The organism is Bacillus sp. UNC41MFS5 (assembly GCF_000686805.1).
Genome location: NZ_KK366017.1, coordinates 22,710 through 49,708, shown reverse-complemented (window position 1 = coordinate 49,708; position 26,999 = coordinate 22,710). Strand labels below are relative to the sequence as shown.

At 37.0% G+C, this 26,999-nt stretch carries 24 protein-coding genes; 7 read left to right on the top strand and 17 right to left on the bottom strand.

What is annotated here, in order from left to right:
* Positions 1 to 45 precede the first annotated feature (45 nt).
* Complete coding sequence (locus tag BR30_RS0116550; RefSeq protein WP_026565928.1) at positions 46 to 2,223, top strand: MMPL family transporter; 2,178 nt, start codon at positions 46 to 48, stop codon at positions 2,221 to 2,223.
* 60 nt (positions 2,224 to 2,283) lie between these two features.
* Here BR30_RS0116550 and BR30_RS0116545 read toward each other — a convergent pair whose 3' ends face one another.
* The 3 genes from BR30_RS0116545 to BR30_RS0116535 form a co-directional block, all read right to left on the bottom strand.
* The gene (locus BR30_RS0116545; RefSeq protein WP_026565927.1) at positions 2,284 to 2,625 is read right to left on the bottom strand and encodes a cupin domain-containing protein; all 342 of its coding nucleotides are present in this window, start codon (positions 2,623 to 2,625) and stop codon (positions 2,284 to 2,286) included.
* A 176-nt stretch (positions 2,626 to 2,801) separates the two neighbouring features.
* The gene (locus BR30_RS0116540; protein ID WP_026565926.1) at positions 2,802 to 3,032 is read right to left on the bottom strand and encodes a 4Fe-4S binding protein; all 231 of its coding nucleotides are present in this window, start codon (positions 3,030 to 3,032) and stop codon (positions 2,802 to 2,804) included.
* A gap of 13 nt (positions 3,033 to 3,045) precedes the next feature.
* Entirely contained in the window at positions 3,046 to 3,723 is a 678-nt protein-coding gene (locus BR30_RS0116535) for a hypothetical protein (protein WP_035445709.1), read from the bottom strand.
* A gap of 258 nt (positions 3,724 to 3,981) precedes the next feature.
* Between BR30_RS0116535 and BR30_RS33785 the strand changes: the two genes are divergently transcribed.
* The 3 genes from BR30_RS33785 (at position 3,982) to BR30_RS0116520 (ending at position 6,820) form a co-directional block, all read left to right on the top strand.
* Positions 3,982 to 5,097 carry a metallophosphoesterase gene (locus tag BR30_RS33785; protein ID WP_051633653.1) on the top strand — a complete coding sequence of 372 codons (1,116 nt, stop codon included), beginning with the start codon at positions 3,982 to 3,984 and terminating at the stop codon, positions 5,095 to 5,097.
* Between the two features lie 153 nt (positions 5,098 to 5,250).
* On the top strand, positions 5,251 to 6,531 hold the full coding sequence (locus tag BR30_RS0116525; protein ID WP_026565924.1) for an ArsB/NhaD family transporter: 1,281 nt from the start codon (positions 5,251 to 5,253) through the stop codon (positions 6,529 to 6,531).
* 10 nt (positions 6,532 to 6,541) lie between these two features.
* On the top strand, positions 6,542 to 6,820 hold the full coding sequence (locus tag BR30_RS0116520; RefSeq protein ID WP_026565923.1) for a hypothetical protein: 279 nt from the start codon (positions 6,542 to 6,544) through the stop codon (positions 6,818 to 6,820).
* A gap of 59 nt (positions 6,821 to 6,879) precedes the next feature.
* Here the strand turns inward: BR30_RS0116520 and larC are convergent, their stop codons facing one another.
* From larC to BR30_RS0116485, 7 genes are all read right to left on the bottom strand, one after another.
* Positions 6,880 to 7,356, bottom strand: coding sequence for a nickel pincer cofactor biosynthesis protein LarC2 (gene larC, locus BR30_RS38470; protein ID WP_026565922.1), 477 nt, complete (start codon positions 7,354 to 7,356; stop codon positions 6,880 to 6,882).
* Positions 7,357 to 7,426: 70 nt separating this feature from the next.
* The gene (locus tag BR30_RS38465; protein ID WP_026565921.1) at positions 7,427 to 8,317 is read right to left on the bottom strand and encodes a nickel pincer cofactor biosynthesis protein LarC; all 891 of its coding nucleotides are present in this window, start codon (positions 8,315 to 8,317) and stop codon (positions 7,427 to 7,429) included.
* Positions 8,314 to 9,072 carry a nickel pincer cofactor biosynthesis protein LarB gene (gene larB / locus BR30_RS0116505; RefSeq protein WP_026565920.1) on the bottom strand — a complete coding sequence of 253 codons (759 nt, stop codon included), beginning with the start codon at positions 9,070 to 9,072 and terminating at the stop codon, positions 8,314 to 8,316. Before larB ends, BR30_RS38465 begins: the two co-directional genes overlap by 4 nt.
* 26 nt (positions 9,073 to 9,098) lie before the next feature.
* Positions 9,099 to 10,571 (bottom strand): gluconokinase, encoded by a 1,473-nt coding sequence (locus BR30_RS0116500; protein ID WP_026565919.1) that lies wholly within the window; start codon positions 10,569 to 10,571, stop codon positions 9,099 to 9,101.
* 145 nt (positions 10,572 to 10,716) lie between these two features.
* On the bottom strand, positions 10,717 to 11,517 hold the full coding sequence (larE, locus tag BR30_RS0116495; protein WP_026565918.1) for an ATP-dependent sacrificial sulfur transferase LarE: 801 nt from the start codon (positions 11,515 to 11,517) through the stop codon (positions 10,717 to 10,719).
* Between the two features lie 86 nt (positions 11,518 to 11,603).
* A complete protein-coding gene (locus BR30_RS0116490; protein ID WP_026565917.1) occupies positions 11,604 to 12,374 on the bottom strand; it encodes an SDR family oxidoreductase in 771 nt (256 codons plus the stop codon).
* A 24-nt stretch (positions 12,375 to 12,398) separates the two neighbouring features.
* Positions 12,399 to 13,667, bottom strand: coding sequence for a nickel pincer cofactor-dependent isomerase, group 22 (locus tag BR30_RS0116485; RefSeq protein ID WP_026565916.1), 1,269 nt, complete (start codon positions 13,665 to 13,667; stop codon positions 12,399 to 12,401).
* A gap of 236 nt (positions 13,668 to 13,903) precedes the next feature.
* Here BR30_RS0116485 and BR30_RS0116480 point away from each other — a divergent pair, with 236 nt between their 5' ends.
* A complete protein-coding gene (locus BR30_RS0116480) occupies positions 13,904 to 15,085 on the top strand; it encodes an ROK family transcriptional regulator (RefSeq protein WP_026565915.1) in 1,182 nt (393 codons plus the stop codon).
* A gap of 400 nt (positions 15,086 to 15,485) precedes the next feature.
* Here the strand turns inward: BR30_RS0116480 and BR30_RS0116470 are convergent, their stop codons facing one another.
* From BR30_RS0116470 to BR30_RS0116455, 4 genes are all read right to left on the bottom strand, one after another.
* On the bottom strand, positions 15,486 to 16,346 hold the full coding sequence (locus BR30_RS0116470; protein ID WP_026565914.1) for a sugar phosphate isomerase/epimerase family protein: 861 nt from the start codon (positions 16,344 to 16,346) through the stop codon (positions 15,486 to 15,488).
* A gap of 2 nt (positions 16,347 to 16,348) precedes the next feature.
* Positions 16,349 to 17,353 (bottom strand): Gfo/Idh/MocA family protein, encoded by a 1,005-nt coding sequence (locus tag BR30_RS0116465; protein ID WP_026565913.1) that lies wholly within the window; start codon positions 17,351 to 17,353, stop codon positions 16,349 to 16,351.
* 68 nt (positions 17,354 to 17,421) lie between these two features.
* Positions 17,422 to 18,582: a Gfo/Idh/MocA family protein gene (locus BR30_RS0116460; RefSeq protein WP_026565912.1), complete on the bottom strand. Its 1,161-nt coding sequence runs from the start codon at positions 18,580 to 18,582 to the stop codon at positions 17,422 to 17,424.
* 2 nt (positions 18,583 to 18,584) lie between these two features.
* Positions 18,585 to 19,472 carry a sugar phosphate isomerase/epimerase family protein gene (locus tag BR30_RS0116455; RefSeq protein ID WP_026565911.1) on the bottom strand — a complete coding sequence of 296 codons (888 nt, stop codon included), beginning with the start codon at positions 19,470 to 19,472 and terminating at the stop codon, positions 18,585 to 18,587.
* A 186-nt stretch (positions 19,473 to 19,658) separates the two neighbouring features.
* Between BR30_RS0116455 and BR30_RS35295 the strand changes: the two genes are divergently transcribed.
* Positions 19,659 to 20,915, top strand: a complete 1,257-nt coding sequence (locus tag BR30_RS35295; RefSeq protein WP_026565910.1) for a helix-turn-helix domain-containing protein — start codon at positions 19,659 to 19,661, stop codon at positions 20,913 to 20,915.
* A 105-nt stretch (positions 20,916 to 21,020) separates the two neighbouring features.
* Here the strand turns inward: BR30_RS35295 and gndA are convergent, their stop codons facing one another.
* On the bottom strand, positions 21,021 to 22,433 hold the full coding sequence (gndA, locus tag BR30_RS0116445) for an NADP-dependent phosphogluconate dehydrogenase (protein ID WP_026565909.1): 1,413 nt from the start codon (positions 22,431 to 22,433) through the stop codon (positions 21,021 to 21,023).
* Between the two features lie 155 nt (positions 22,434 to 22,588).
* On the bottom strand, positions 22,589 to 23,992 hold the full coding sequence (gene uxaC, locus BR30_RS0116440; RefSeq protein ID WP_026565908.1) for a glucuronate isomerase: 1,404 nt from the start codon (positions 23,990 to 23,992) through the stop codon (positions 22,589 to 22,591).
* 258 nt (positions 23,993 to 24,250) lie between these two features.
* On the opposite strand from uxaC, the gene BR30_RS0116435 reads away from it, so the two are divergent.
* Positions 24,251 to 25,447 carry an ROK family transcriptional regulator gene (locus BR30_RS0116435; protein ID WP_026565907.1) on the top strand — a complete coding sequence of 399 codons (1,197 nt, stop codon included), beginning with the start codon at positions 24,251 to 24,253 and terminating at the stop codon, positions 25,445 to 25,447.
* Between the two features lie 60 nt (positions 25,448 to 25,507).
* On the opposite strand, the gene BR30_RS0116430 is transcribed toward BR30_RS0116435, so the two are convergent.
* Entirely contained in the window at positions 25,508 to 26,887 is a 1,380-nt protein-coding gene (locus BR30_RS0116430; RefSeq protein ID WP_026565906.1) for a glycoside-pentoside-hexuronide (GPH):cation symporter, read from the bottom strand.
* Between the last annotated feature and the right edge of the window lie 112 nt (positions 26,888 to 26,999).

Genomic DNA, 26,999 nt, shown 5'->3' with positions numbered 1-26,999 from the left:
CAGCCTCTTTTATGGGGAACAATTATTATGAGAGGAGGCGATATTATGCAATCACTAGGCGGATTTATTTACGAAAAGCGGAAGTGGGTTCTGGTAACTTGGGGTCTCATTATTGTACTTTTAGGTTTTTTTGCATTAAAACTGCCTACCGTTCTAAGCGGAAATGGTTTTGAATATAACGGGGAATATAATAAAACACGCAACCTTCTCGAAAAAGAATTTGGATATGCAAAATCCTCCATTATTCTTGTTTTTGAAAAAGACAAAGCCATTAGTAATGAAGATTTCAGACAATACATTTTAGCCAATTTTGAAAGGTTAACGGGCTTTGATGATGCAGAGCAAATAATTTCACCTTTGGAACGAGAAGGAATGATAAAAGCGAATTATGCCTATGGGCTTCTCACTTTTAACAAGGATGCTGAAAACCTTGGCTCAGAAATCAACCAATTAAAGACTTTACTAGTAAATAAAAAGGGCCTAAAAGTCACTATGACCGGGGAACCTATTATTGTCCAAGACCTTAATACTGCAAGCCAAGAAGATTTAGCAAAAGCGGAAATGATTGGTCTGCCGATCGCGTTAGTTGTTCTTATCCTTGCCTTTGGTGGACTCATTGCTGCATCTCTCCCGATTGTCATTGGCGTAGTTTCCATATTATGTACAATGGGTACCGTTTACTTTTTTAGCTATCGTGCAGATTTAACAATCTTTATTTTAAATATTGTTCCGATGATTGGGTTAGCGTTAAGTATTGATTTTGCCTTGTTATTAATTAATCGATATAAAGAAGAAGTGAAAACAAAGTCTATAAAGGCTGCTCTTGAGATAACGGTTTCTACTGCCGGTCGTTCGATTATCTTTTCAGGACTCTGTGTTTTTATTGGTCTATCTGCATTGTGGTTTATCAGAATCGATATTTTTCAGAATGTTGCGCTTGGCGGAATGACTGTTGTGTTCATTTCTGCCATATGTGCCTTAACCTTTCTTCCTGCACTGCTTGGTGTTTTGGGAGCAAAAATTAATAAATTAAGTATTTTACCCGCAGTGGACAAGCAAACGAAAAGTTTTTGGCATAAGTTTGCTAAATTTGTCATGAAGCGCCCCATTCTTATGACTGTAGCAGCCCTTGCAATTCTTTTAGCAGGATTAATTCCTGTTAAACAAATGATTTTAGCAATCCCTGGTACAGAATCTCTGCCGCCAAATTACCCTTCAAGAACTGCCTTAGAAATCTATAAGGACCATTTTGTTGCTAAAGAAAAACGAGATGAGAAAAAAGTCATCGTGGTTCTTGAATCAAGTGGTAACATTCTTGATTTGAACAATCTAAGAATAGTGAATAACGTGATTAAAAACATTGAAAACGATGCGCTTGTAAATACCGTTCATTCACCCTTTTCAGCGACTGGATTAAAGGATGTAAACCAGCTTTATCAAGTACTCACCTCTGGGAAAACATCAAAGGCAGCCCCAATTATCGACTACTTTATTAGAGATAATAAAATGCTCTTAGAGGTATATTTAAATACTGGCGAACATTCCGCTAAAGCAAGACAATGGGTAAGTGACTGGTCTAATAAGGATTTAGGTTTAAACACTTTCTTTGGCGGGTCGATAAAATTTGAGCAAGAAATATTTTCCGAAATCTACCAAAAGGCACCAGATGGATTATTATTGATTGTCCTTTCGACTTTTGTCATTTTAATGGCAGCATTCCGATCCATTCTTATACCAGTGAAAGCAATTGTAATGAACATATTAAGCCTGAGCTGTACCTTTGGGATTCTAGTCTGGATTTTCCAGCAAGGGCATTTTGGCGTCACACCTGTAGAAATTGCGTTAATTTTACCTGTATTTGTTTTTACTCTCGTTTTTGGACTATCGATGGATTACGAAGTGTTCCTTATCTCGAGAATTCAGGAATTTTACTTAAAAACTGGAGATAATAGTGAAGCGACTATATCTGGATTGACTTATACTAGTAAAATTATCACTTCAGCTGCCGCCATTATGATTGTCGTTACGGGTGCATTTGCCTTTACCGGCGTCATGCCGGTTAAGCAGTTAGGAGTAGGAATTGCTATAGCAATATTTATTGATGCAACCATAGTGAGGATGGTGCTAGTTCCAGCACTCATGAAACTACTTGGCGATTGGAACTGGTGGTTTTTTGGCATCAAAATTAGAAAACGGGATATGACCAGAAAAAAGCCAGCCTGATTTAAATACAGGCTGACTTTTTTGTATTTAGTCACTATAATAAGCAGCTCTTAACATTGCTTAGATGTTCTTTGCATAAAGTTCAGACGGTATTTTGCTTAGGACTACATACAAGCTCACTGGTTCTTTCCCGGTATTGTTAAATGACATTTCCTCTTCGCTTTGAACATGGATTAAATCTGCCTCAGAGACTCCTGATTCTTTCCCATCAAAACTAATTGTGCCATTACCGGTTACAACATAAATATAAACTTCTGTTCCTGGATGCTTATGAGTGGGCAGTTGTTGGCTAGGTAAAAAATTTAACACAAAAGCAGTTGTTTCACCTTTTTTATAAATAATCCTTTTTGTAAATTTCTCTTCGCTATATTCCATATATGCTTTAACTGAATTCTTTTCCATTCATAATACCTCCTAATTTATCCTTCAATTTTTATTGTAATTGAAAATGATTTTCAATTAAGTGATCCTTATCACTTTATGTATTATGTGATAAACCTTTAAATTAATAGTAAAAAGCCAGCTTAATTCATTTCCTTTCATTAACACTTTCCCCATTTGATAACGCTCCCTTCGAATCACACAGTTTGCAATATTTTAACTGGTCGATAAACTGCAATAACAGAATCCGGACATATTTGTGCACACTTTGCACAACTGATACAATGCTCTTGGTCAATCACCGATGCAGGCCAGTACCCTTTCCCATTCAAATAATCCGCAAGAAAAATAACATTCGTTGGGCATACTTGCACACAGAGACTACAGGACTTACAAATATCCTCATTAAAAATGACCCTTTTTTCCATGTATAATCTCCTCCTACACTTCCCATGGCAATTTCATATATCTCTCAATGAATACACCTTCATGGTTGTTCATAAATTCTTGTGCTTCAGATTTCAAATGTTTTGAGATAGTTGTGTACAAAAATGGAATTTCAAGTTTTTCTGCCAGTTCAATGGCTAACTCATAGCCTCTTAAAATATCTTGCATCGTCGTTTCCATCCCAATATTTGAATTATTGATAATCCCTGTTACTTTTAACCTAGAGGCTCTTTCAATCTGTTCCACTGTAAACAACGCCCCATCTAAGGTACTAACATACGGACGATTCTTATTTAAAACAAAAAGAAGTTCTGGGCTAAAATCCTTCCATTCATGATAGTATTGTCCAAGAGCTGTTGCTCCTTCTTTATCACCACCAGCATCGACGATTAATCTGTATCTATGATCGTGCAATACTCGAAAAATCTCACCCGATACAATTGGCAAATCTGAGGTAGCAAGATGGCTCTTGGGTGAAATTAATTCAATATCATGTTGTAAAAAAATACTTGCTGCATCACGAGACCGATAATAAGGATTAATAATGTCTAAATCATTAATGGCCACTTTTTCATGTCTTTGTCTTTCTGCTAAGGCTAAATTAATAGCAATCTCTGTTTTTCCGCTTCCAAAATGACCAGACAAAATGGAAATCTTTCTTTTTGGATTCATGAATAGAATCACTCCTTAAAGCATATAAGCGTTTCCAATGCCAAATTTCAAAAAATACTTCAATATCAGTCACTTAATTATATGATAAATAAAACGCCAACTGCGTTAATCTACGTCATAATTCACTTGATATCAAAAAGAATGAAGAACTACTTATGATAAATTTAATGAAAGTAACATGATCACTAATCATAATTCCAGTTAGAAAACGAATACTAAGAAAACCTTTAATGCAAGATTATGAAGGAGGTTTTCTAATTGAACAAAAAAACGCTTATTATTCTTATCATCCTCTCACTTTTTGAGTTCTCTCATCCTGCCTTATCGTTTAAGGCCGCAACTGTACAAACACAGCCAGGTGTCGTTGATTTACGTATCATGGAAACAACTGATTTGCACGCATCCTTAGTCAATTATGACTATTATCAAACAAAAGTAGACAATCGAATTGGCCTAATCAAAACAGCGACACTTATCCGGAAGGCAAGGAAGGAAGTACAAAATTCTTTATTATTTGACGATGGAGATCACCTGAAGGGGAATCCTCTTGGAGAATATTTAGCGAGAATTCGAGGAATACGTAAGGGAAAAATTCATCCGGTTTATCGTGCCTTTAATTATTTACATTATGATGCCGTTGCCATAGGTAATCATGAATTTAACTATGGTTTAGGATTCTTAAATGCAGCCGTGAAAGGCGCAAAGATGCCCGTCCTTAATGCCAATGTTTTCTCTGTTAAAAAGAAAAAACCCTACTTTACTCCGTATGTTATTTTGAAAAGAAAAGTGGTTGATCAGAATGGGAGAAGACATCGTTTAAAAATTGGGGTAATAGCATTTATGCCGACACAAATTATGAAATGGGATAAGGCAAATCTTGAAGGTAAAGTTATGGCTAAACCCATTGTTGATACTGCAAAAGAATTTATCCCAATCATGAAATCAAAAGGAGCGGATATCATTGTCGCCCTTGCCCATACAGGAATCAGCTACGGAACATATAGCGCTGAATCGGAAAATGCGGTCTATTATTTATCAAAAATTCCTGGCATCGATGTCATTTTGGCAGGGCATTCTCATAATGTCTTTCCAAGTTCTGTGTATAAAAATTCTCCAGACACTAACATAGAAACGGGACAAATTAATGGTAAACCTGTCGTAATGGCAGGGGCTTTTGGAAATCGTCTTGGAATTATTGATCTTAGACTAGAAAAAACAAATGGCCAATGGGGCGTATTAAAAGGGACTTCCTTCACAAGACCCATTGTTAATGATGCGGGGACCTCCCTTGTTAAGAGAGATAAACGTCTTTATCAGTTAATTAAACCAGAGCATCAGGAAACTGTTGATTTTATTGATAAATTAGGGCTTTAATAGTTAAAACTTTCTTTACATTCAAAGTTTAGTTATTTAGAATAAAGTTAAAAATATAAATGGTGTTTTTATTGGGGGGAGTCTGTCAAACAGGCTCCTTTTTGTCATTTTTTAAAATGGACCATTTAAAAACTTGGGAGAAGAGGTTATTACATGTCAACTCAAGCATTAATTGCACTTGGTGTATTTTTAATTACCTATGCCTTTATCGTCACTGAAAAGATTCATCGCACGATCATTGCCATGTGCGGCGGAATTATGATGGTATTACTAGGAATTGTCGGGCAGGAAAAGGCGCTTCACCATATCGACTTCAATACACTCGGATTATTGACCGGTATGATGATCATCGTTGCCATAACTTCAGAGACAGGTCTGTTCAAATACATTGCGATTTGGTCAGCAAAAAAAGTGAAAGGTGATCCATTAAAAATATTGTTAGTGCTCGGAACTATTACTGCCTTGGGGTCAGCCTTTTTAGATAATGTAACAACAGTACTATTAATGGTTCCAGTTACTTTCAGTATCACGAGACAATTACGGGTTAATCCGATTCCCTTTTTAATAACCGAAGTAATTGCCTCGAATATTGGTGGAACTTCCACACTGATAGGCGACCCGCCGAATATCATGCTCGGCAGCGCCGTAAAAGAGCTTACCTTTATGGCATTTATTAATAATCTAACAGCGATAACATTCTTTATCTTATTTGTTAATATAGCGATCTTAGCATTTATTTATCGGAAGCAGCTTCGAACAACGGATGATCTTAAGGCCAATTTAATGGACTTAGATGAAAAGGAAGAAATAACAGATACCAAGTTACTAATTAAATCGTTAACTGCTCTCTCGCTAACGATTTTGGGTTTTTTCCTGCATCAGCTTTTTCATATTGAATCTGCTACCGTCGCGTTAGCTGGTGCCTTCCTCCTGCTTCTATTAACAGGAGAAAAGTATTTAGATAAAGCATTTTTAAAAGTAGAATGGACAACCATATTCTTCTTTATCGGCCTGTTTGTATTGGTATCAGGATTGATAGAAACAGGGATAATTTCGCTTTTAGCAGATTACTCAGTACACCTAACTGGAGGGGATGTTACATCCACATCGATATTAATTCTCTGGGTTAGCGCGATTGCCTCGGCGTTTATTGATAATATTCCGTTTGTTGCCACCATGATTCCAATGATAAAAGATATGGGGGAACTTGGTATTACTAATTTAGAACCTCTTTGGTGGAGTTTATCTCTAGGAGCATGTCTTGGCGGGAATGGCACATTAATTGGAGCCAGTGCCAATGTGATTGTGGCGGGTCTTGCCGCAAAGGAAGGCCATCCTATTACATTTGGAAAATTCATGTTGATTGCCTTTCCATTAATGATTTTATCAATTATTATTTGTACGGTTTACATATATTTAAGATATCTAATATAGGAGGGTTATGATGAAAGTAGAGTATAAATATAACGAACAGCTTCTCGAACTAACGGAAACCCCTAACGGCAATGATTTTGAATTCACACTTTCTTTTGTTGATAACAAATGGAAGAAAAAAATCGAAGAAATTCGTGAGTATTTTGATACAAATAACATCCTAACTGATATCCATTTTTATATTCACCCAAATAATAGGCTTCAAATAATCGTAAGAAAAGACTTTTATAATGAATTTATCATCCAGTTGTTTAAACAACATATAGTTGAAGAGATTAAATGGGTTTAAAAAATGGCTGCCATTATTCTGTATGGCAGCCATTTTTAAAGTTTTAATCATTAAGGGGCTTATTCTTCTCTTCCTAAAGTCCTCCAAACCATTTCGTAAACCTTTTTCACGGGAATGTCATGAAGTCGTGCAATGCTTTTACATTCCTCAAACTCCGGAGCACATTGAACGACTTGTCCATTATACATTCCTTCTTTTACTGTCACAGGACCCCATTCAGTTGTAACCTTCCTAAACATTCTTTCTAACCGGTGTACCATTAACGGATAATAGCGTATTCCTAGTGTGGTAGTTTCCTTAAATAGAATTTCCTTAATTGAATTTATATGTTTCTGCGAGCAAAGTAGTTGAAGTAATACGCCTGGTCTATTTTTTTTCATATAAATAGGAGTATAGAAGACATCATTTGCGCCGGCCTCAAACAGCAAGTCCATCACATAGCCAAGCCATTCTCCAGGAATATCATCGAGATTAACTTCCATTTTGACCATCTGATCATCAATATGCTCATTACTGGGAGGAAGATGAGAAACCATTAAATCATTTCCTTTCTTTTCAAAAAGAGACATTAGATATCGATAAGGACGTTCGCTGATTCAGGTTTATTTATTCCTCTCCAATGATGACACGGAGCACATTGGGATGATTTTTAAAGGTCTTCGTTCCAGCACCATAACCAATGGATGTAACCATCATGGATGGTATCGGGCAAAATTCTTCTGCCAATACAGCGACAATCGCCGCCCCCGTGGGAGTGGTGAGCTCGAAGCGTATGTCAGATTGTTCAATTGGTACACCTTTTAATATTTCAAGAGTGGCAGGTGCAGGTACAGGATATATACCATGATCAATATGGATACGACCTGTTCCCACTGGAATGGGTGATGATTTGATTACGTCTACTTCTAATTGATGAATTAAGATAGCTGCACCGATAATGTCAATAATCGAATCTACTGCCCCTACTTCGTGAAAATGGACCTTTTCTAAGGGAATTCCATGGATATGGCCTTCCGCTTCACCAATTCTTTTAAAGATTTTTAATGCCGTTTTTTTCACAGGATCAACAAAACCAGCACCCTCAATTAATGCAACAATATCTTTATAAGCCCGATGTTCATGATGATGATGGTGGTCATTTTCATGGCTATGATTATGATGGTCATGATGGTGCTCATGGTCGTGTTCATGATCGTGACCGTGTTCATGATTGTGATCATGTGCATGATCGTGTTCGTGTGCATGATCGTGTGCATGATCGTGTACATGATCGTGATGATGGTGATGGGAATGAACATTCTTCAACATCACATCAAATTTAGTACTTGTAATCCCATTTTTCACTAACTTTGTCCATTTCAACATATACTCATCATCAATATGAAGTTTTTTTAATTCTTCTACTAAACGATTCGGATCTGCTCCGGCATCAATCAAAGCTCCAATAACCATATCTCCGCTGATACCTGAAAAACAATCAAAATAAAGTGTTCTCAATATTTCCCGGCCCCTTTTCGTGCTAGTTGATCAATTAATACTGCATTATATCCCCCGCCAAACCCATTATCAATATTCACAACACTAATCCCTGATGCACATGAATTCAACATCGTTAATAAGGCAGATAATCCATTAAAATTTGCTCCATACCCCACACTCGTTGGCACAGCAATAACCGGATGTGAAACGAGCCCGCCAACTACACTTGGAAGCGCCCCTTCCATACCTGCTACAACAACGGAGACTGTGGCATTTTGAATTTCCTCAGCGTGACTTAACAAGCGATGAATTCCAGCAACACCTACATCATAGATACGATGTACTGTGCTGCCTAATACTTCGGCAGTAACCGCTGCTTCTTCGGCAACCCGTAAATCCGATGTACCTGCACAAATTACGGCAATATATCCTTGTGACTCTCCTTCAAACAGAGTGTCCTCTTTCCAAAAAAGAATTTGTGCTTCTTCTTTGTAAATAAAGTCAGGGCAAGAACGTTGGACAATTTCTGCCTTTTCCTTGGTAATACGCGTAACGAGCACTTGGTTGTTTCGAGCTCTTAACACTTGAATAATCGAAATAATTTGTTCAGTCGTTTTCCCTTCACCGTATACGACCTCTGGGAAGCCTTGACGTTTCTTACGATGATGGTCAACTTTAGCAAAACCCAAATTTTCAAATGTTGCTAGTTGCTCTTTTGCTTCTTTGACACTTAGGGTTCCTCTTTGAACCTGCTCTAAAATATCCTCAAGCATTCATTTCCCCCCTATTTATATAAACTTCAAAAATGTTGAGACATTCCACTTGCCAACTTTTCATATTTATCATAAATAAGTCTATATTTTTCACTATTCTCCTTATTTGGAACGATTGCCTCACCCATCGGGATATTCTTTTTAATCTCTTCAAAGGAATGAACTTTATCAGTGGCCACTAATGCTGTCCAAGCTGCTCCCCATGCTGCACTGTGGTAGCTCTCCGGCACATAAATTTCCGCCTCGAATACATCCGCCATCATTTGCAGCCACAATGGAGATCTGGATAAACCACCATTAACATAAATCTTTTGATGTTTCCCGGCTAAACTCTCTAAAGTCTTGCCAATTTGAAAGAGGTTAAAAGTAATACCCTCTAGAACCGCTCGAATAAAATGTTCTCTTTTATGCGTAACAGATAATCCAAAGAAATTCCCTTTTGCCCGTTGATTCCAAAGTGGTGCTCTTTCGCCATTTAGATAGGGGTGAAAGATGATTCCATCGGCACCAAGCGGCACCTTTTCTGCATCTGCAAGGAAATCAGCGAAGTCTCTAGAGTCGTTCAAAAGGTCTTTTAACCATTGTAGGGCATTCCCGCCATTATTGGTAGGACCTCCAATGATAGAAAAGTCCTTTGTAAAAGAATAACAAAAGGTTTCTTGATTTTCACTCATTTTAACTCCACTTGTGAATTGCCGAATGGCCCCGCTAGTTCCAACTGAAACCGCCACTTCACCAGGGAGAATCGCTCCAATTCCCAAGTTAGCCAATTGGCCATCAGCAGCACCGATGACAAAAGGAAGTTCAGAATCAATCCCCATTTCATCGGCTTTTAGAGGATTAATCCCTGTTAATATCTCAGTTGGGGGAACAATTCTAGAAAGCTGATTTTCATGAATACCCGTTAGAGATAATAATGTTCGATTCCACGTATGTGTGTCAGGGTTAAATAACCCTGTCGCAGATGCCATCGAATAATCTATAACCCTCTGATTAAACCAGCATTGAAGTAAATACTCCTTAATTGACATAAAGTATTTTGCTTGAAAGTAAGGTTCATATTTCGTTTCTTTCATCCATAATAACTTAACAAATGGCGTCATGGGATGAACCGGTGTACCTGTGTTTGAATACACCTCGTTTCCCATTGTTTCTATCACTGATTCTGCTTGTAGATAACTTCTTCCATCCGCCCAAATTAAGGCTGGAGATATTGGAGTGCCATTCTCATCTATACAAATAAGGGAATGCATGGCAGAAGAAAACCCAATTGAAATCAACTCATTTTTCTCAATGCCAGCTTTCTGTATTGCCTCTTGTATTGCTTGTACAGCTGATTGCTCAATCTCCATTGGGTTTTGTTCGACCCATCCTTGTTTTGGATAATGGAATGTGTTCATTCTCTCAGCTTCGGCGACTAATTTACCTTGAAGGTCAAATACGCATGCTTTAACACTTGTTGTTCCGATATCAAGTCCCATTACAACTTCTCTTGACATGTTCTCCTCTTCCTTTTCACATAACAATAAGTAATATTATTATTTATTGCTATTTTTATAATCGTTATATTAAAAGGCTCTGGATTATTCCAAAGCCTTTTTATTAAAAGTACTTTCCTAAACCACATTGGAAAAGCAGAAAGCTCTATGACAACACCTTATTCATGCTTCCACTCTGATATCCAACTAAATCTAGTGTGATATATTTGTACCCATATCCTTGAAGTGCTTTCACGATTGAGTCATGATTTTCAAGAATCTTCTTCATTTCATTAGGTTCTACTTCGATCCTTGCAATCTCCTGATGTGTTCGCACCCGTACCTGATGGATAGCTAGTGACTTTAAATAGGCTTCGGCTTTTTCTACCTTCGTCAGCTTTTCTTTTGTAATATATTCCCCATAGGCAATTCTTGATGAAAGACACGCTAATGATGGTTTATCCCATGTTGGCAAATCAAATTCTCTCGAGAGTTCTCTGATTTCTTGTTTAAACAGATTAGCTTCTAGGAGTGGACCGCGTATCCCCTTTTCTTTAGCGGCTTGCATACCTGGTCGAAATTCATTCATATCATCTGCTATGACACCATAAACCACATTTTGAAAGCCCTTTTCTTCCATGACTGGAATCAAATGATCAAATAAACTGCTTTTGCAAAAATAGCATCGATTTTTATTGTTTTCCGCATATCCTGGAATAGCGAGTTCGGATGTTTCAATCACTTGGTGCCTGACACCAATTTGATTTGCAAGAACTCTTGCCTCTTCAAGCTCACTAGATGGATAGCTTTCAGAGTCTGCTGTTACAGCGAGTACATGCCGAGCCCCTAGAGCATCTACAGCAGCCTTTAATAAAAAAGTACTATCTACTCCTCCTGAAAATGCAACTACTACTGATTCCATATCTCGGAGAATAGACGTTAATTTTTTGTATTTCTCTGTTAGCATGGTCCGTTTCTCCCCCAATCCCATATCTAATTTAAGTCAGCCATTGTTAATTTATTTAATGGACTTTAGAATTATGTGCACTGGATTTATATTGTCATACTGCCAAATCCGCCATCTACTCGTATAAGAGTTCCTGTAACAAAACTCGACGCTTTTTCAGAGGCAAGCCAAACCGTAGCACCTTGTAACTCTTCCGCCTCACCAAAACGATTCATTGGAGTATGTCTCATGATTGATTCAATTCGCTCTTTATCTAAAATTTTTCGGTTTTGTTCAGCAGGGAAAAATCCTGGAATAATTGCATTGACACGAATACCATTTGGTGCAAATTCACGTGCTAAAAACTGAGTAACGCTGTTAAGGCCAGCTTTTGATACGGAATACGTAAACACTCTTGATAGTGGGGTTGTTGAAGAAACGGAAGAGATATTAATAATACTTCCTTTTCTTTCCTGCTCAATCATTTTCTTCGCAAAAATCTGACAGGTTAACACAATACCTTTTAAATTTATATCCATAATTTTGTCCCATTCGTCCATGCCAAGTTCGAAAAATGGTGTGGCACTATTTGTACCTGGTGCATTTAATAGGATGTCCCATCCGCCGGACCATTGTTCAATTTCATTCGCAGCGTTAACTAAGGAATCCTTTGAACTAACATCTGCAGAAAATGCCTTGGCTTCCCCGCCACTCTCATTAATTTCCTTGGCAACTTCTTCTGCTTTTTCAAGATTACGTCCTACAATTGCAACTTTTGCACCGTGGGAAGCCAAGCCTTTTGCCATAGCTGATCCCAAAACACCGTTTCCACCAATTGCAACTGCAACTTTTCCACTTAAATCAAATAATTGTGCCATTATTTACTCTCTCCCTTTTTTCGATTAAAATAAATTTCCATTTTCATTGAAAGGAATATCATAAAGATCAGAACATTGTTCCATATTAGGATGCTGCCTCACATAATCTAGTAAAGGCTCCGATACTTCAATTTCACTTAATACTAATGTATTTTTAATGCGGACTAATTTGACGTTTGTAAAATCTAAGATATTACATGTTTTGATTGCCGCTTGGAACGCTTGTTTATCGTTTGGTAAAGTTGTAGCAATTTTAGTTGGAGCAACAACGGTTGAAGTTAAGCCATTGGCATAAGTTCCTTCTTTATCCATCTTGTCTACAAGCCTTTGTGTCGTAAAGTCTGCCGTGCCTACTCCATTGGCATTTCCCTCGGATTGATGTGTTACATCGAGGACCACCATTTTGTTTACATCCGGTCCACCAGAAGCATATGGAGTTGGATAACGTCCGGTAATATTAGGATCCATTCCATCACCACTAATATTTTTGCCAATTTCATCAATGACCAGGACATCCAATTGATCAAAGAAAAGCTTTGGGAGCAACTCTTTTGCTTTCTTTTGAAGCTCAGGTTCTTTATTTATTATCTCTTCTGAAGTAAGTACTTCAATGATGGCTACTTTATCAAATGCATTTTCAACGGATGCAACCCCAAACAGGAAAGGGGTCCTTTCCATAATGATCTTCGCCATGGCTGGAACATTTTCTGCCATATACTTAAATCCCATTTGATGGCAAGCTTCTGCACCTTTTTGCTTTCCTAATCCGATACTAATCATCTTCATCATTCCACTTTCAACAGGACCACGAAAAGCTGTGTGTGGTTTGATACGGTTGATGACCACAATTCCATCTGCTTCTGAAGCAAACTTATCCACATAAATAGGTAATCCATTCGGCAGCTCACTTATCTTTACTACTTCCATTGAAGAGCGAATTTCGCATCCGACACTTTCTTCGGTTACCCCAAGATGTGCTAAAACTTCGCGCTGTCCCTCTGCTGTCGCTCCCCCGTGGCTCCCCATACTTGGTACAATGAAAGGTTTGGCCCCCAAATCTTTTAAAAACTGGACTGTCACTGCGGTCATTTCAGGGAGGCGATCGAGCCCCCGGCTGCCAACAGCAATTGCAATTTCCATCCCAGGCTTAACCTTTTCCTGAATATCTACTCGTTGTAATTGCGTCATCAGGGTTGAACCAAGGTCATCGATCATTTGGTTATCAAAATTAACTTTGACTTTTGCCATCTTAGGAACCGGAATATTTTTTAATAATTCTTGTAGGATACCCATATTTGCTTCACTCCTTTTTTTTACCTATTAAGTTTTCCTCTTTCGATCCTATTCCATGTATTTATGAAATTTATAAAAGTAATCCCCTTGTAATCCCTTACAAAAGAGGTATAAAAAAAGTATTTTTATTTAATTTGTTTACCAAACAAACTAATTATCTGTATAATAACATTATGGACAATTTCCGTCAATAAATATGAGACTTTTTCCTTTTAAAAAAACTAAGGAGGTTCTTTATGCTCACAGGAGATGCAGCATTTATCAAAAAAATGAACAGATCGTTAATCTTAAGTAAAATTGTTGAGCATAAAATGATATCTAGAGCAGAGTTGGCAAAAATTACGGGATTAAATAAAGCTACAATCTCAGTACAGGTATCAGATTTGTTAGAAAAAAAATTAATTATTGAAACACAACAGGAACACAAAAGTTTAGGGAGAAGGCCAGTGATGCTCTCTGTTAACCATGATGCAGGTTTTGTCCTTGGAATCGACCTTGATAAAAATTCAATTACATTTACCATATCAGATTTAATCGGTACTTCCGTTCGTACCGAAATAATTGAACTGCCAGTATCAGCTTATGATGTCATTCTGAAGTTATTAATTGAACAAATTAATTGTTATAAACTTAAGTTCTCCTCTTCTTATTACGGTCTTGTTGGAATTGCGATTGGAATCCATGGAATTGTCAATAAAGATGAAATGGTTGATTATGTCCCTCAACATGGCTGGCAAAACAAAAACTTAAAAAAAGACTTAGAGAATGAAATTGGAGTCATTGTTTACATCGAAAATAATGCCAACTTATGCTCGATTGCGGAAAAAGTGTACAAACACCATCAATGTAGCAACTTATTATCAGTTAGTTTGTATTCTGGAATTGGAATTGGTTTCATTATTAATGGTGTATTATTCAAAGGATACCACGGCTATGCAGGTGAGATTGGGCATATGATTATTGTTCCGAATGGCCTGCCCTGCAGTTGCGGAAATTTAGGATGCTGGGAGCAATACGCTTCCGAAATGAGCCTATTTATCAAAATGGCTGAAAAACAAAAAAATCTGCCTTTTAACTTTGAAGATATCCAGCATCGGATTAAAGAACATGATTCTGCTTTTAATGAAGAACTAGATCAATTTCTTTATTTTCTTTCGATTGGGCTAAATAATTTAATTAACCTTTATAATCCTGAAATCCTAGTGGTCAATAGTGAAGTACTTCGATTATTTCCAGATACAGTTAATAAACTAAAAGCCCATCTTTCTTCATCAATTAGCCATTATTCTGTATTGCAGATTTCTGAATTTGGCAAAAAGGCATGTATTATGGGAGCCTGTGCTTTAGCCATTCAAAACTTTTTAGGAGTTTCAGAGCTTTGTTTAACTTTGAGCGAGGAAAGCTTTCTCGATAAATAGAATAAGCAAAAAGTAACTATAAGCCTTCCAGTGGGCTTTTTCTTTTTTCACTTGTAATTAATGAAAAGACGAGAAAATCGATGTAATTATAAGAAAAAGGATGATGTGAACACTTTCATAACCGATGTTCCCGTTTTCATGCTGTTTGTTTCCGTTTTCAACAAGATTGTTTAAATATCGATAATGAATGATAATATGAATATTAAATCACTAGGAGGAATTGTAATGAAGAAATTAATTAATTTAGTAGTTGAACAAATTGAAAAACATAGTGAATACATTCCATTTCATCTATCTGAACCAGTCAGAAACAATTCACAAAAATAAAATGTGAATTGTTTTTTTTGTTAAATAAAAGAAAGGTGCCTGACACCATCCTAGTGCCTGACACCCATTTTATTTAAAACCATTCACTAAATCCTAATTTTCTCAAATGTTTTGCTGAAATCTCTAAACAATCGAATGGATCGCGGCCATAGGTATCATCTTGTTCCACCAAGAAATATTGTGCGCCACTCTCTAGACCTGCTTCAGTAATTGCCTTGATATCAAGGTTTCCCTCCCCAAGTTCCGCAAATTCAATTGTATTCGTAAAGACTTGCATGAATTTAGATAAATCACTAAAGTCTACTTCACTTAAATCCATTTGTCCGATTCGGTAATCTTTGAGGTGAATTAAAGAAATGCGACCAGCGTATTGTTTAACAAACTCGACCGGATTTACGCCTGCTCTTTGAATCCAGTGAACATCTAACTCAAAACCTAGTTTAGTTGTGTTGTTTTTAATGATATCCAATAAATATTCACCATCATATTTTTGGAATTCGAGGTGATGTGTATGATAATACAATTCAATTCCATGCTCAGCTAATCTGTGGGCCATCGCTTCTGCTTTTTCAATAAAATCCATGATTCTATCTTTGTGACCCATACAAGTTAACGGCAACATTCCGATTCGTAAAAAATTACAGTCGAGAGTCTTACAATCATTTACGATTTTTTCAAAATCATTAGTTAATGTCTCGCCAGGCGCGCCAGGAAGCATGGGCTCTAATGCAGCTGAAAGAGCCACTATTTTGATATCAAAGTCGATACTAGCACTCCTTAATTCCGCTACATTCTCAGCTGTCATCGGGATCTGTGATACCTCTACAGCGTGATAGCCAAGCTCACTTACTTTTTTCATTGTTTCATAGGCACCAAGTTCTTCAACTTTGCCTTTTAGCATCATCATTTGCACGCCGATTTTACCCTTTTTCATGGTTACCCCTCCATCTTAATACTTTGTTTTGTCTCTGAAGAAAGTCGAATGGCATCAATCATTTGAATAGATACGACCGCATCCTTTGCATGAACATAATCATGAGTGCCCTGTAAAATACAGTTATAGAATTGATTGATTGTTTTCGCATGGCTGGCACCATAATAGAATTTCGTGCCTGGCAGCTTAGCATCTTCTACCAATTCTTCATTTTTTCCCTCTTCATTTATTCTTGTGAGAATGCTGTCTTTAATGATGAATTTACCCTTTTCAAGATATACTTCAAGCTCCACACTGGAGTTCTCTTGATTGGCATTGGTTGAAAAAAATAATCCTCTAGCACCGTTTTCGAAGAGTATATGTGCGGAAGCAGTATCTTCCACTTCAATCCCATAATCCAATAATTGGTCCACTGAACCTCTTATTGATTCTATTTTTCCGCCGACAAGTTGGATTAAATCCAGTGTATGGAGGGATTGATTGATCATGGAACCTCCCCCGGCATATGCCATTTTTCCACGCCAAGGTTTCACATCATAATAAGCTTTGGGTCTATACCAAGCCACCAACCCTTTAACTCCTGTGACCTTGCCATATTCGCCGCCTTTGACAATATCCATAAGCATTTCAAACGACTCATTATAACGGTTTTGTAAACAGACACCGATTTTAACATCACTATGGTCTTCCTCTAGTTTTACAAGTGCCTGTCCTTCCTCAGTGTTCAAGCCCAACGGCTTTTCTTGAAAAACATGAACTCCTGCTTCTACACAATCTCTTGTTACAGGATAATGGAGATAGTGAGCCAGACAATTATGGACAACATCAAGGTTTTCTTTTTCAAGCATCTCGTTATAATCCGTATAAAAATTTACCCCTGGTACGGTATCTTTTAATGATTCATTAATATCACAAACTGCCGCCAACTCGGCATTTGGGTTAGCTTGTATAGCTGGAATATGAATTTTAGAAATATCTCCAAGTCCAATTACCGCTACTTTTAGCATTTGCTCCTCCCCTTTTTTGAAACGAACTCGGGAGCGCATTAGCGCCCGAGTTCGTTTCATGTGATCGATTACTTTCTAACCGGATATTTACCTTCTTCAGCAATCCGTTTATTTAATTCTTCTAGGAATAAATCTTCATCAAATGGTACTTCTATTTCCTTGCCTAACCAGCTTGATAGGTGCATCGCATTTGCAAGTCTAACACCATTAATTCCATCGCTGCCAGGAGCTAATAATGGGGTACCTTCTACAATTGCAGAAGCAAAGTCTTCTAATACAGCAATGTGCTGTTCGCCCCAAACATTACCAAAATCAAGTACTTCCTCAGTGAAAATATCACCTGCACCGCCGCCCATAAACAGCTTCATAACATCTGACATATCCATGGAATTGCTCATTTCATTCTCAGATTGTTTCAGGCGCTTGATGGTTACTTTCTTACTATCGTCTACCACGATTTTTCCTTTATCACCATGGATTTCTAAACGGTCTGTCCCCACTACATCGTGTGTCTTAGTTACAAATACACCAGTAGCACCATTTCCATAATCAAATACTGCAGTTACATCGTCTTCAACCACAATATCTCTTTGATAGCCATAGTTTAATTTTGCATAAACCTTTTTCGGCATGCCGCAAATCCATTGAAGCAAGTCAATTTGGTGTGGCGCTTGGTTTACAAGGACACCGCCGCCTTCTCCGCCCCAAGTTGCTCTCCATTCACTTTGATTGTAGTACCCTTGAGGTCTCCACCAGGTGGTAATAATCCAATTGGTACTGCGAATGCTGCCAATCTCACCATTATCAATAAGTTCTTTTACTTTTTTATAAAGTGGATTTGTACGCTGGTTAAAAAAGATTGCAAACTTAAGTTCAGGTTTAGTTGCTGCAAAGTCGTTTAACTCTTTCACTTGTTTTGTATAAACACCAGCTGGTTTTTCCACTAATGCATGAATGTTTCTTTTTAGTGATTCGATTCCCATTTCAGGATGGAGATAATGCGGAACAGTTGTAACAACTGCATCAACATTACCACTTTCAAGCATATCGATATAATTATCGTAGAAAGGAACACCAGGATACTTCTCTTCTGCTACTTGTTTTTTAGCAGGATCATTATCACAAATCGCACCAATCACCATATTTTTAACTTTTCCTTCAGAAATGAAATTAGCGTACATACCACCTTCTGCACCTAATCCAATAATCCCTAATCTAACATCTGCCATAATTAAATTCCCTCGCTTTCAATTTTTTTAAGAATGTCTAGAAGTGCTTCATATTGAAGTTTATATCCGCCAGCACCATCGAGCCCTTTGTTATCTTTAATGATCTTCTTCGCATCCTCAAGTTCCAAATCCTTTAACGAATCGAATAGCACGAGATGAGGCTCTAAAGTTAAAAATCCTTTGTAGCCGCTCTCAATAAACTGAGCTAGGATTTCCGGTATTTTACCTTCTCCTGTTCCACAGACAACGTTTTCACTTTCAGCGGTTACAGCATCCTTAATGTGTATATAAACAATCTCATCCTTTAAGAGATCGTAACACTCCTCTGTGTCTTCCGCGCACTGTACAAAATTAGCGAAGTCGAAAATTCCTTTGAAGTAAGGAGAACCAACCTCAGTTAAAATCTCATGACAGCGCCTACCGATATCACCAAAAATATCCTTTTCATTTTCATGTAATAAGATAACATTGTATTTTTCCGCAATTGCCGCAAACTCTTTTAATTTGCTAATCACTTCTTCATTATATTGGTCTGGGTCTTTACCCTTTGGAATGTAAAAACTAAATATACGAATATATTTACAATCTAATAAATTAGCAATTTGGCAAAGTGTGTCCAACATTAGCTTTTGCTTTGCAAAGCCTTCTTCATCATTGATGAAGACTTTACCAATTGGTGAGCCGATAGAAGAAACACCTATTCTAGCCCTTTGAAGCCTTGGTTGAACATTCCCTTTAAATTCATCGAGAGTAAAGTCACCTATATTTTTCCCATCAATGCCGCGTAATGAAATATATTTCATACCTAAATTTGAGACAACCGTAAGCTGGGAATCAAAATCAGATGAAATTTCATCCGAAAACCCCGAAATCATTAAATCATTTTTCACTTAGACTGTTCCTCCTTATTTCTATAGGTTGTTAACAGACCTTTTGCTATCATCTACAAATCAGGATTAGATGATTATGCTTTAATCATAAATGTAAACGTTTTTTCAGTCTCGTAATATTTTGCGAATAGTAGTAAAATATTTATAAAAAAGTGAAAATAATAAAGATAATCAGGAAGTGTTAGCATGCCTCATCAGGAACTTGAAAAGTTATGCAATTTTGCTTTCAGTTTTTCCCATATTGATACCATTTTTATCGATTACAAATCTCAAATAATAAGTGAGTTTGGGCACAATCAAGTGCCCGAACCTCTAGAAGAATACTTTGGAAATTTTCATAGCTCATTGAATCTACATGATTTACCGTCTAAACCAGATGTTCTATTTCACTCTAGTTCATACAAGATTAATTTTATCTCTGCAAAACTTTATAGCCAGGAGGACTATATAGGGAGTATTTTGGTAGGACCCTTTTTGTTTGAGGAACCTACTTCCCTAATGATTCATGACATACTCTTTACTAATAAATTCTCCATTTCACTTAGCCATATAATGGAACAGTTTTATTTATCTCTGCCTTTAATAAGTACCTACAAAGCACAAACAATTGCTGAATTTCTTGCTTATCTTTCCTCAAATTTTAACCGGAATGATTCTTCCGCCCGAAAGATAACGATAGGTAAAATTAATTATTCGTTGCACTCTGAATATCCTATGATTTCCGAAGCCGTTAAAATAAAAGCTAGGCCATCTATTGCTGCTATCGAAGAAAGATATCGTACTCAAAATGAACTCATGTCAGCTGTAGAAAGTGGAAATCGAGCAAAATTAGATAGAGTATTAAACGAAAAGATGTTTCTCTTTGAGAAAATTCCTGATCGCATTCCGAATGACCCTTTACGATCCAGGAAGAATTTAGCTTTCGTAAACAATACAGTGTTAAGAATCTCAGCTGAAAGAGGCGGTCTTCATCCTATATATATCGACAGTATTTCAGAAAAATTTGCTATCCAAATAGAAAAGACGTCTTCCATTCAGCAGCTCTCAGACCTTCAAATGAGAATGTACTATGAATATTGTGATGCTGTAAAAAAGCTCTCCCTAAAAAATTTCAATCGTTTAATTCGAAAAGCAATCGAGTATATTCGATTAAATCTAGATCAAGATTTAAGACTAGATACCATATCCAATGCCATCCAATCTAGCAGTTACGAACTCTCTAGGCAATTTAAAAAAGAGACGGGTAAATCGATAACAGAGTACATCAATAAACTCAGGATTAATGAGGCCATAAAAATTATGGAGAATGAAAGTCTGTCCATCACAGACATTGCTTTATTAGTAGGCTTTAACGACGTCAACTACTTTACAAAGGTATTTAAAAAAACCAATGGAATCACTCCATCTGAATACCGAAAAGGATTGGATGGTGTCAGGCACTAAGAAAAGTGGAAGTGCTAAGTTCAAAAAAAGGGCTGTCCCAAGAGTGATTTATCACTTTTGAGACAGCCCTTTTGGCCATATATTAATTTCTGTTGCTTGCTGTTATTATTCCATCCAGTTTGTATGGAAAATACCTTCTTTATCAATACGTTGGTACGTATGTGCACCAAAATAGTCACGTTGCGCTTGCAACAAATTCGCTGGAAGCGTTTCTGTACGGTAGCTATCATAGTATGCAATCGCACTTGCAAAAGATGGAACAGGGATTCCACGCTCAATTGCCACAGCAAGAACTTGACGTAACGGCTGTTGATAGTTTTCAACAATTTCTTTGAAGTATGGATCTAACAATAAGTTTCTTAGTTCAGGATCGCGATCATACGCATCTTTTATTTTTTGTAAGAATTGCGCACGAATGATACAGCCGCCGCGGAAAATCATTGCGATATCTCCGTAACGAAGATTCCAATCGTATTCTTCTGATGCAGCACGCATTTGTGCAAAACCTTGTGCATAAGAAACAATTTTACTCATATATAATGCTTTACGAACAGCTTCGATTAATTCTTCTTTATTGCCTTCAAACGCCTTAACTTCTGGTCCATTTAAAACCTGACTTGCCTTAACACGCTCATCCTTCATTGCTGAAATAAAGCGGGCAAATACAGATTCAGTGATAATTGGAAGTGGAACACCTAAGTCTAAAGCATTTTGGCTTGTCCATTTACCAGTACCCTTTTGACCAGCTGTATCGAGGATTAAATCTACCATTGGTTTACCAGTTTCTTCATCCACTTTTGTAAAGATATCAGCCGTAATTTCAATCAAATAGCTGTCTAATTCGCCTTTATTCCATTCAGCAAAGACCTCATGAAGCTCTTTTGCATCTAAACCAAGGACATTTTTCAAAATAAAATAAGCTTCACAAATTAACTGCATATCTCCATATTCAATTCCGTTATGAACCATTTTCACATAGTGACCAGCACCATTTGGACCAATATACGTACAGCAAGGATCGCCCTCTACTTTTGCAGAAATGGCTTCTAAGATAGGTTTAACAAGGTTATAAGCTTCTTCTTTACCGCCTGGCATGATAGAAGGACCTTTTAATGCGCCTTCTTCTCCACCTGAAACGCCAGTTCCGATGAAATGGAATCCTGCTGTCTCTAGTTCCTTATTACGTCTGATAGTATCTTGGAAGAATGTGTTCCCACCATCAATTAGGATATCACCTTCTTCAAGAAATGGCTTCAAGGAGTCAATTGTAGCATCTGTTGCAGTACCAGCTTTAACCATTAATAAAATTTTACGAGGCTTTTCTAAAGAATTAACGAATTCTTCAACAGTACGTGCACCTACAAAGTTTTTTCCTTCTGCTTCATTCTTTAAGAATTCTTCTGTTTTTTCATAAGAACGATTAAAAACAGCGACAGAATTACCGCGGCTTTCGATATTTAGGGCAAGGTTTTTACCCATAACAGCTAAACCAACTACACCAATTTGTTGTTTAGACATACAATCCCTCTTTCTTAATTAATAATCCTATTTAGATAAACATATTTTTGACATTAATACAATAAAAGTGCTTTTTAACTTCAGATGGGATTCTACACATCAATAGTTTGACCATCCTTTGTTCATTTAATATTAAATGTAAAGAGCGGTCCTTTTTAGCGTTCTAAAAAATATCTTTCAGCATTATTAAAGGAAATATTCCTTACCATTTGCTCCATTTGCTTCATGTCATTTGGTACCAACCCTTTTTCCGCCCAATCGCCAAGGATGTTACACAGAATTCGGCGGAAGTAATCGTGACGGGCATAAGACAGGAAGCTGCGCGAGTCTGTTAGCATACCGATAAAGTGGCTGAGTAATCCAACATTTGCATAATCCTTCATTTGTCTCTCCATACCATCGATATGATCCACAAACCACCAGCCTGAACCTAATTGAACCTTACCAGGAACACCTTCTTCATAGAAGTTCCCCATCATACCAGCTAATGTCACGTTATCTTTTTGGTTCAAGTTAAATAATACTGTTCTTGGCAGTGCGTTTTCTTGATCCAAAGAATCAAGGAATCTCGATAAGCCTTCAGTCATATTAGCTTCTCCAACTGAATCAAAACCAACATCTGTCCCAAGCAATTCTTTCATTCTTGTGTTATTGTTTCGCATCGCTCCCATGTGAAGCTGCATAACCCACTGCTTTTCAGCATACATTTTTCCAAGTTCTTTTAAAAGGAAAATACGATAGGCGATTAATTCATCATGTGTAAGCTGTTCACCGCTTATACGTTTATTAAAGATTGCTTCAACTTCTTGTTTGCTTGTTTCTACATATTCCATTTTTTGAATGTCATGATCGGAGGCACGGCCTCCATTTTCATGAAAATACTCGACTCTTTGTTTCAAAGCTGTTAAAAAGCCATCTAGGGAATCTGTTTTTATCCCGGAAACATCCTCCAGTTTTTCAATCCAGCTCGCAAAAGTTGGGCGTTCAATAAAGAGTGCACCATCTGGTCGGAATGTTGGAGCAATTGTCGTTTCGAAGGTGTCATCATTTTTCAAAAATTGATGGTATTCTAGTGTAGAGATTGGATCATCGGTCGTTCCAATAAACTTTACATTTGCCCTCTTAATTAAAGCTCTCGCACTGAATTCTGATGTCTGTAATTTTTCATTACATTCTTCCCAAATTTCACGAGCTGTTTCTGGGCTTAATACTTTATCAATTCCGAAAAACATTTTTAATTCTAAATGTGTCCAATGATAAACAGGATTCCCAAGTAAATGAGGGACCGTCTCTGCCCACTTTTCAAATTTTTCCCAATCACTAGCGTCACCTGTAATATAGCGTTCACCAACACCATTCATGCGCATCGTTCTCCACTTGTAATGGTCTCCACCAAGCCAAATTTGGGTAATATTTTCATATGACTTGTTTTCCCAAACTTCTTTCGGATCTAAGTGACAATGGAAATCAAAAATTGGTGAAGATACTGCGGCAGTTTCATACAACTTTACTGCAGTTTCGGAATTTAGCAAAAAGTGTTGATCCATAAATTTTTTCATCTAATCCATCTCCTTAAAATAAAATTCATACGTAGATGCGCTTTCTGTAAGGGGTTACAGAAAGAAATAAATATTCTCTAATAGTTAGTTTCACTTTAATTTGTTTATTAAACAAATTAATTACATACATAATTTATCATGTTTAATATGTTTAGTCAATTAACTATTTAGGAATAAATAGAATATTAACGGCCATTTAATGAAAGAACTGATATAATAAGAATATACACAGAGCAATGCCCGAAATGGAGGATATAAATGGTTACCGGTGATGCGGCATATATAAAGAAAATTAATCGCTCTTTAATCATTAGAGAAATTGTTAAAGAAGGCATGATTTCAAGAGCAGATCTATCTAAAGCCACTAATTTGACAAGAGCAACGATCTCAGCGCAAGTTGCTGACTTATTAGAAGAAGGGCTAATTATAGAAACACACCTAGAGCATTATTCGGTTGGAAGAAAACCAATTATGCTCTCATTAAACGGAGAGGCTGGCTATGCACTTGGTATTGACCTTGATTATGGTCAAATATCATTTACAATATCAGACCTTCTTGGTTGTCCTGTTTCATCAAGTATTATCCCATTAAATACTACAAAATATGAGGAGATTCTTCCTATTCTAATTCAACAAATCAAAATGGTTAAAGCAGAGTACACTTCTAGCCGCTATGGTATTGTAGGAATTGTTATCGCCATACATGGTCTGGTTACTAAAGACGAAGAAATCCACTATGTTCCACGGTTTGATTGGCATGAAGTTAATCTTAAGCGTGATATAGAGAGAGAAATTGATATTGCAATTCACCTTGAAAATAATGCAAATTTAAGTTCTTTCGCCGAAAGGGTCTTTGTGCACCATGAAACAGACAACCTGTTATGTGCCACCCTCTATTCGGGGATCGGCCTGGGCATGATGATGAAAAATGATTTTTTTCGCGGGCATGACGGATTTGCCGGTGAAATAGGTCATATGATTGTGGTACCAGAAGGTAAACCGTGCAATTGTGGAAATAAGGGCTGTTGGGAAAAATATGCTTCGGAATCGAGTATTTTTGAGCATTTATCTGAAAAACGCCAGATTAAAAATCTAACTTACGAACATATTCAAAAGTGGCTTAATGAAGGCGATGAAGAAGTACACCAATTGATGGAACATTTTCTTTTTTATCTGTCTATTGGATTGAATAATATGATTAACATGTATAACCCTGACGTGCTCGTGCTTGATAGTGAACTGTTGCGTATGTATCCCGACTCTCTCAATAAAATTAGCAAAAATCTAAATTCTTCAATTAGTCATTACCGTGAACTAATGATTTCTACTATCGGAAAAAAATCTTGTGTTCTTGGAGCATGTGCACTTGCTATCAAACAATTTCTAAATGTCCCAATGCTAAATTTACCATATAATCTAAAAGACAATGAAGTTGGAAGCGCCCTCACAATATAAACTTTTCAGCGAAAAACCCCCTTCTAGCAATTGCTAAAAGGGGGTTTTTATATGTGCTCATTATGCGCTTTTTAAACCATCATTAACTTTTTGTTTATTTTTAAGTTCATCAACAATCTTTTTATATAAATCCTCTGTTAAATTATACAGCACAATTAAGATAATCGCTGCAATTAAGTTTAGTCCAGCTGGAACAAGGAACATTAACCCTTTAATACCAAGGAGTGTGCTAGCAGTTTGCTCTGCATTTGGAACATAACCAATTAACCCAAGTGCCACGCCAGGAATAAAACCAGCAAGTGCCTGCGCTAGTTTACGGAAGAAACTGTAACTTGAGTATACAATCCCTTCTGTCCTTTGTCCTGTTTTCCATTCGTGATAGTCCACTGCATCTGCAACCATTACCCATGGTAAACCAAGTGCAAAGCTAAGACCCAAACTTCCAATTGTAAGCAATATTAGGAAAGTCGGTATGTTTGCTGGTAAAAGAAAGTTAGCAACATCCGCAGTAATTCCAATTAAAAGACCGATTATAAATGTTTTCTTTTTTCCTAGTCTTTTAACAAGTGCTGGGATAAAAAATGAACCAATGACAGCGATTCCAATACTAGTAAAAGAAAGCAAAGACATAAGACCCGGATTATTTAAATTATACTGTAAGTAATATAACTGAACAGCCGTGCGCAGGTTACTCCCAGCAACCATAAACAAACAAACGAAACAAAGGGCAATTAACGGTCTGTTACTAAGTAATAGTTTGAATAGTTTTGACATCGGAACCTTGTCTTTTTCTTTTTGAGGCTCTCTAATAATGTTTTCAGTTGTGTTTCGGTAGCAAATATAATGGAAGATTACCCCTACTAACGCCATCGAAGCGATTCCTACCATATATCCTAATTTTTCATTTGGAAAATATAAAACAATTGGGATTACAACCATCCCCGAGATAAGCAGTGCAAATTGACTGCCAATCGCTCGGAAGGATCCAAGAGATGCGCGATCCACAGAATCTTGTGTCATGGAAGCTGCAAGTGATCCGTAAGGGATATTTACAATTGAATAGGACAACCCAAATGCCATATAAGTAATAAAAGCAAAGGCTATTTTTCCTGAATCTGAAAAATCAGGTGCCATGAAAGAAATAACAGTCATAATGGCAAGCGGAATCGAACCAAATAAAATGAACGGACGGAACTTGCCTCGTTTCCCCACCTTCCGCTTATCTATGAATGCACCAACGGCAGAATCTGCAAATGCATCAAAAATCTTCGATATTAAAAATACCAGCCCTCCCCAATAAGCTGAAATCCCTAAAACATCGGTATAAAATTTTAACAAATAAATTTGCCCCATATCGAACATAAATCCATTACCGACATCACCTAAACCGTAAGAAAATTTTTCTTTTAAGGTTAATTTCTTTGAGCCATTCTTCTCCATTGTTTCTCACTCTTCCCTTCCTATTTACTTAAAAGCGTTTACTTGGAACCCTTTTCAAAACTACCAATAATGTATGGATGAAATTTTGAGGTTACTAAGTGTGTTTATTTAA

Bases quoted from the DNA above. Each gene is read 5' to 3' on its own strand.
- BR30_RS0116520 (WP_026565923.1), top strand. From the start codon at position 6,542: ATGAAAGTAGAGTATAAATATAACGAACAGCTTCTCGAACTAACGGAA.
- BR30_RS0116480 (WP_026565915.1), top strand. From the start codon at position 13,904: ATGCTCACAGGAGATGCAGCATTTATCAAAAAAATGAACAGATCGTTA.
- BR30_RS0116470 (WP_026565914.1), bottom strand. From the start codon at position 16,346: ATGAAAAAGGGTAAAATCGGCGTGCAAATGATGATGCTAAAAGGCAAA.
- BR30_RS0116535 (WP_035445709.1), bottom strand. From the start codon at position 3,723: ATGAATCCAAAAAGAAAGATTTCCATTTTGTCTGGTCATTTTGGAAGC.
- BR30_RS0116460 (WP_026565912.1), bottom strand. From the start codon at position 18,582: ATGGCAGATGTTAGATTAGGGATTATTGGATTAGGTGCAGAAGGTGGT.
- BR30_RS0116465 (WP_026565913.1), bottom strand. From the start codon at position 17,353: ATGCTAAAAGTAGCGGTAATTGGACTTGGAGATATTTCTAAAATTCAT.
- BR30_RS0116490 (WP_026565917.1), bottom strand. From the start codon at position 12,374: ATGGCACAATTATTTGATTTAAGTGGAAAAGTTGCAGTTGCAATTGGT.
- BR30_RS0116545 (WP_026565927.1), bottom strand. From the start codon at position 2,625: ATGGAAAAGAATTCAGTTAAAGCATATATGGAATATAGCGAAGAGAAA.
- BR30_RS0116500 (WP_026565919.1), bottom strand. From the start codon at position 10,571: ATGTCAAGAGAAGTTGTAATGGGACTTGATATCGGAACAACAAGTGTT.
- gndA (WP_026565909.1), bottom strand. From the start codon at position 22,433: ATGTCTAAACAACAAATTGGTGTAGTTGGTTTAGCTGTTATGGGTAAA.
- larE (WP_026565918.1), bottom strand. From the start codon at position 11,517: ATGCTAACAGAGAAATACAAAAAATTAACGTCTATTCTCCGAGATATG.
- BR30_RS0116525 (WP_026565924.1), top strand. From the start codon at position 5,251: ATGTCAACTCAAGCATTAATTGCACTTGGTGTATTTTTAATTACCTAT.
- BR30_RS0116550 (WP_026565928.1), top strand. From the start codon at position 46: ATGCAATCACTAGGCGGATTTATTTACGAAAAGCGGAAGTGGGTTCTG.
- larC (WP_026565922.1), bottom strand. From the start codon at position 7,356: ATGGTTTCTCATCTTCCTCCCAGTAATGAGCATATTGATGATCAGATG.
- BR30_RS35295 (WP_026565910.1), top strand. From the start codon at position 19,659: ATGCCTCATCAGGAACTTGAAAAGTTATGCAATTTTGCTTTCAGTTTT.
- BR30_RS0116430 (WP_026565906.1), bottom strand. From the start codon at position 26,887: ATGGAGAAGAATGGCTCAAAGAAATTAACCTTAAAAGAAAAATTTTCT.
- BR30_RS0116435 (WP_026565907.1), top strand. From the start codon at position 24,251: ATGGTTACCGGTGATGCGGCATATATAAAGAAAATTAATCGCTCTTTA.
- uxaC (WP_026565908.1), bottom strand. From the start codon at position 23,992: ATGAAAAAATTTATGGATCAACACTTTTTGCTAAATTCCGAAACTGCA.
- BR30_RS0116540 (WP_026565926.1), bottom strand. From the start codon at position 3,032: ATGGAAAAAAGGGTCATTTTTAATGAGGATATTTGTAAGTCCTGTAGT.
- BR30_RS0116485 (WP_026565916.1), bottom strand. From the start codon at position 13,667: ATGGGTATCCTACAAGAATTATTAAAAAATATTCCGGTTCCTAAGATG.
- larB (WP_026565920.1), bottom strand. From the start codon at position 9,072: ATGCTTGAGGATATTTTAGAGCAGGTTCAAAGAGGAACCCTAAGTGTC.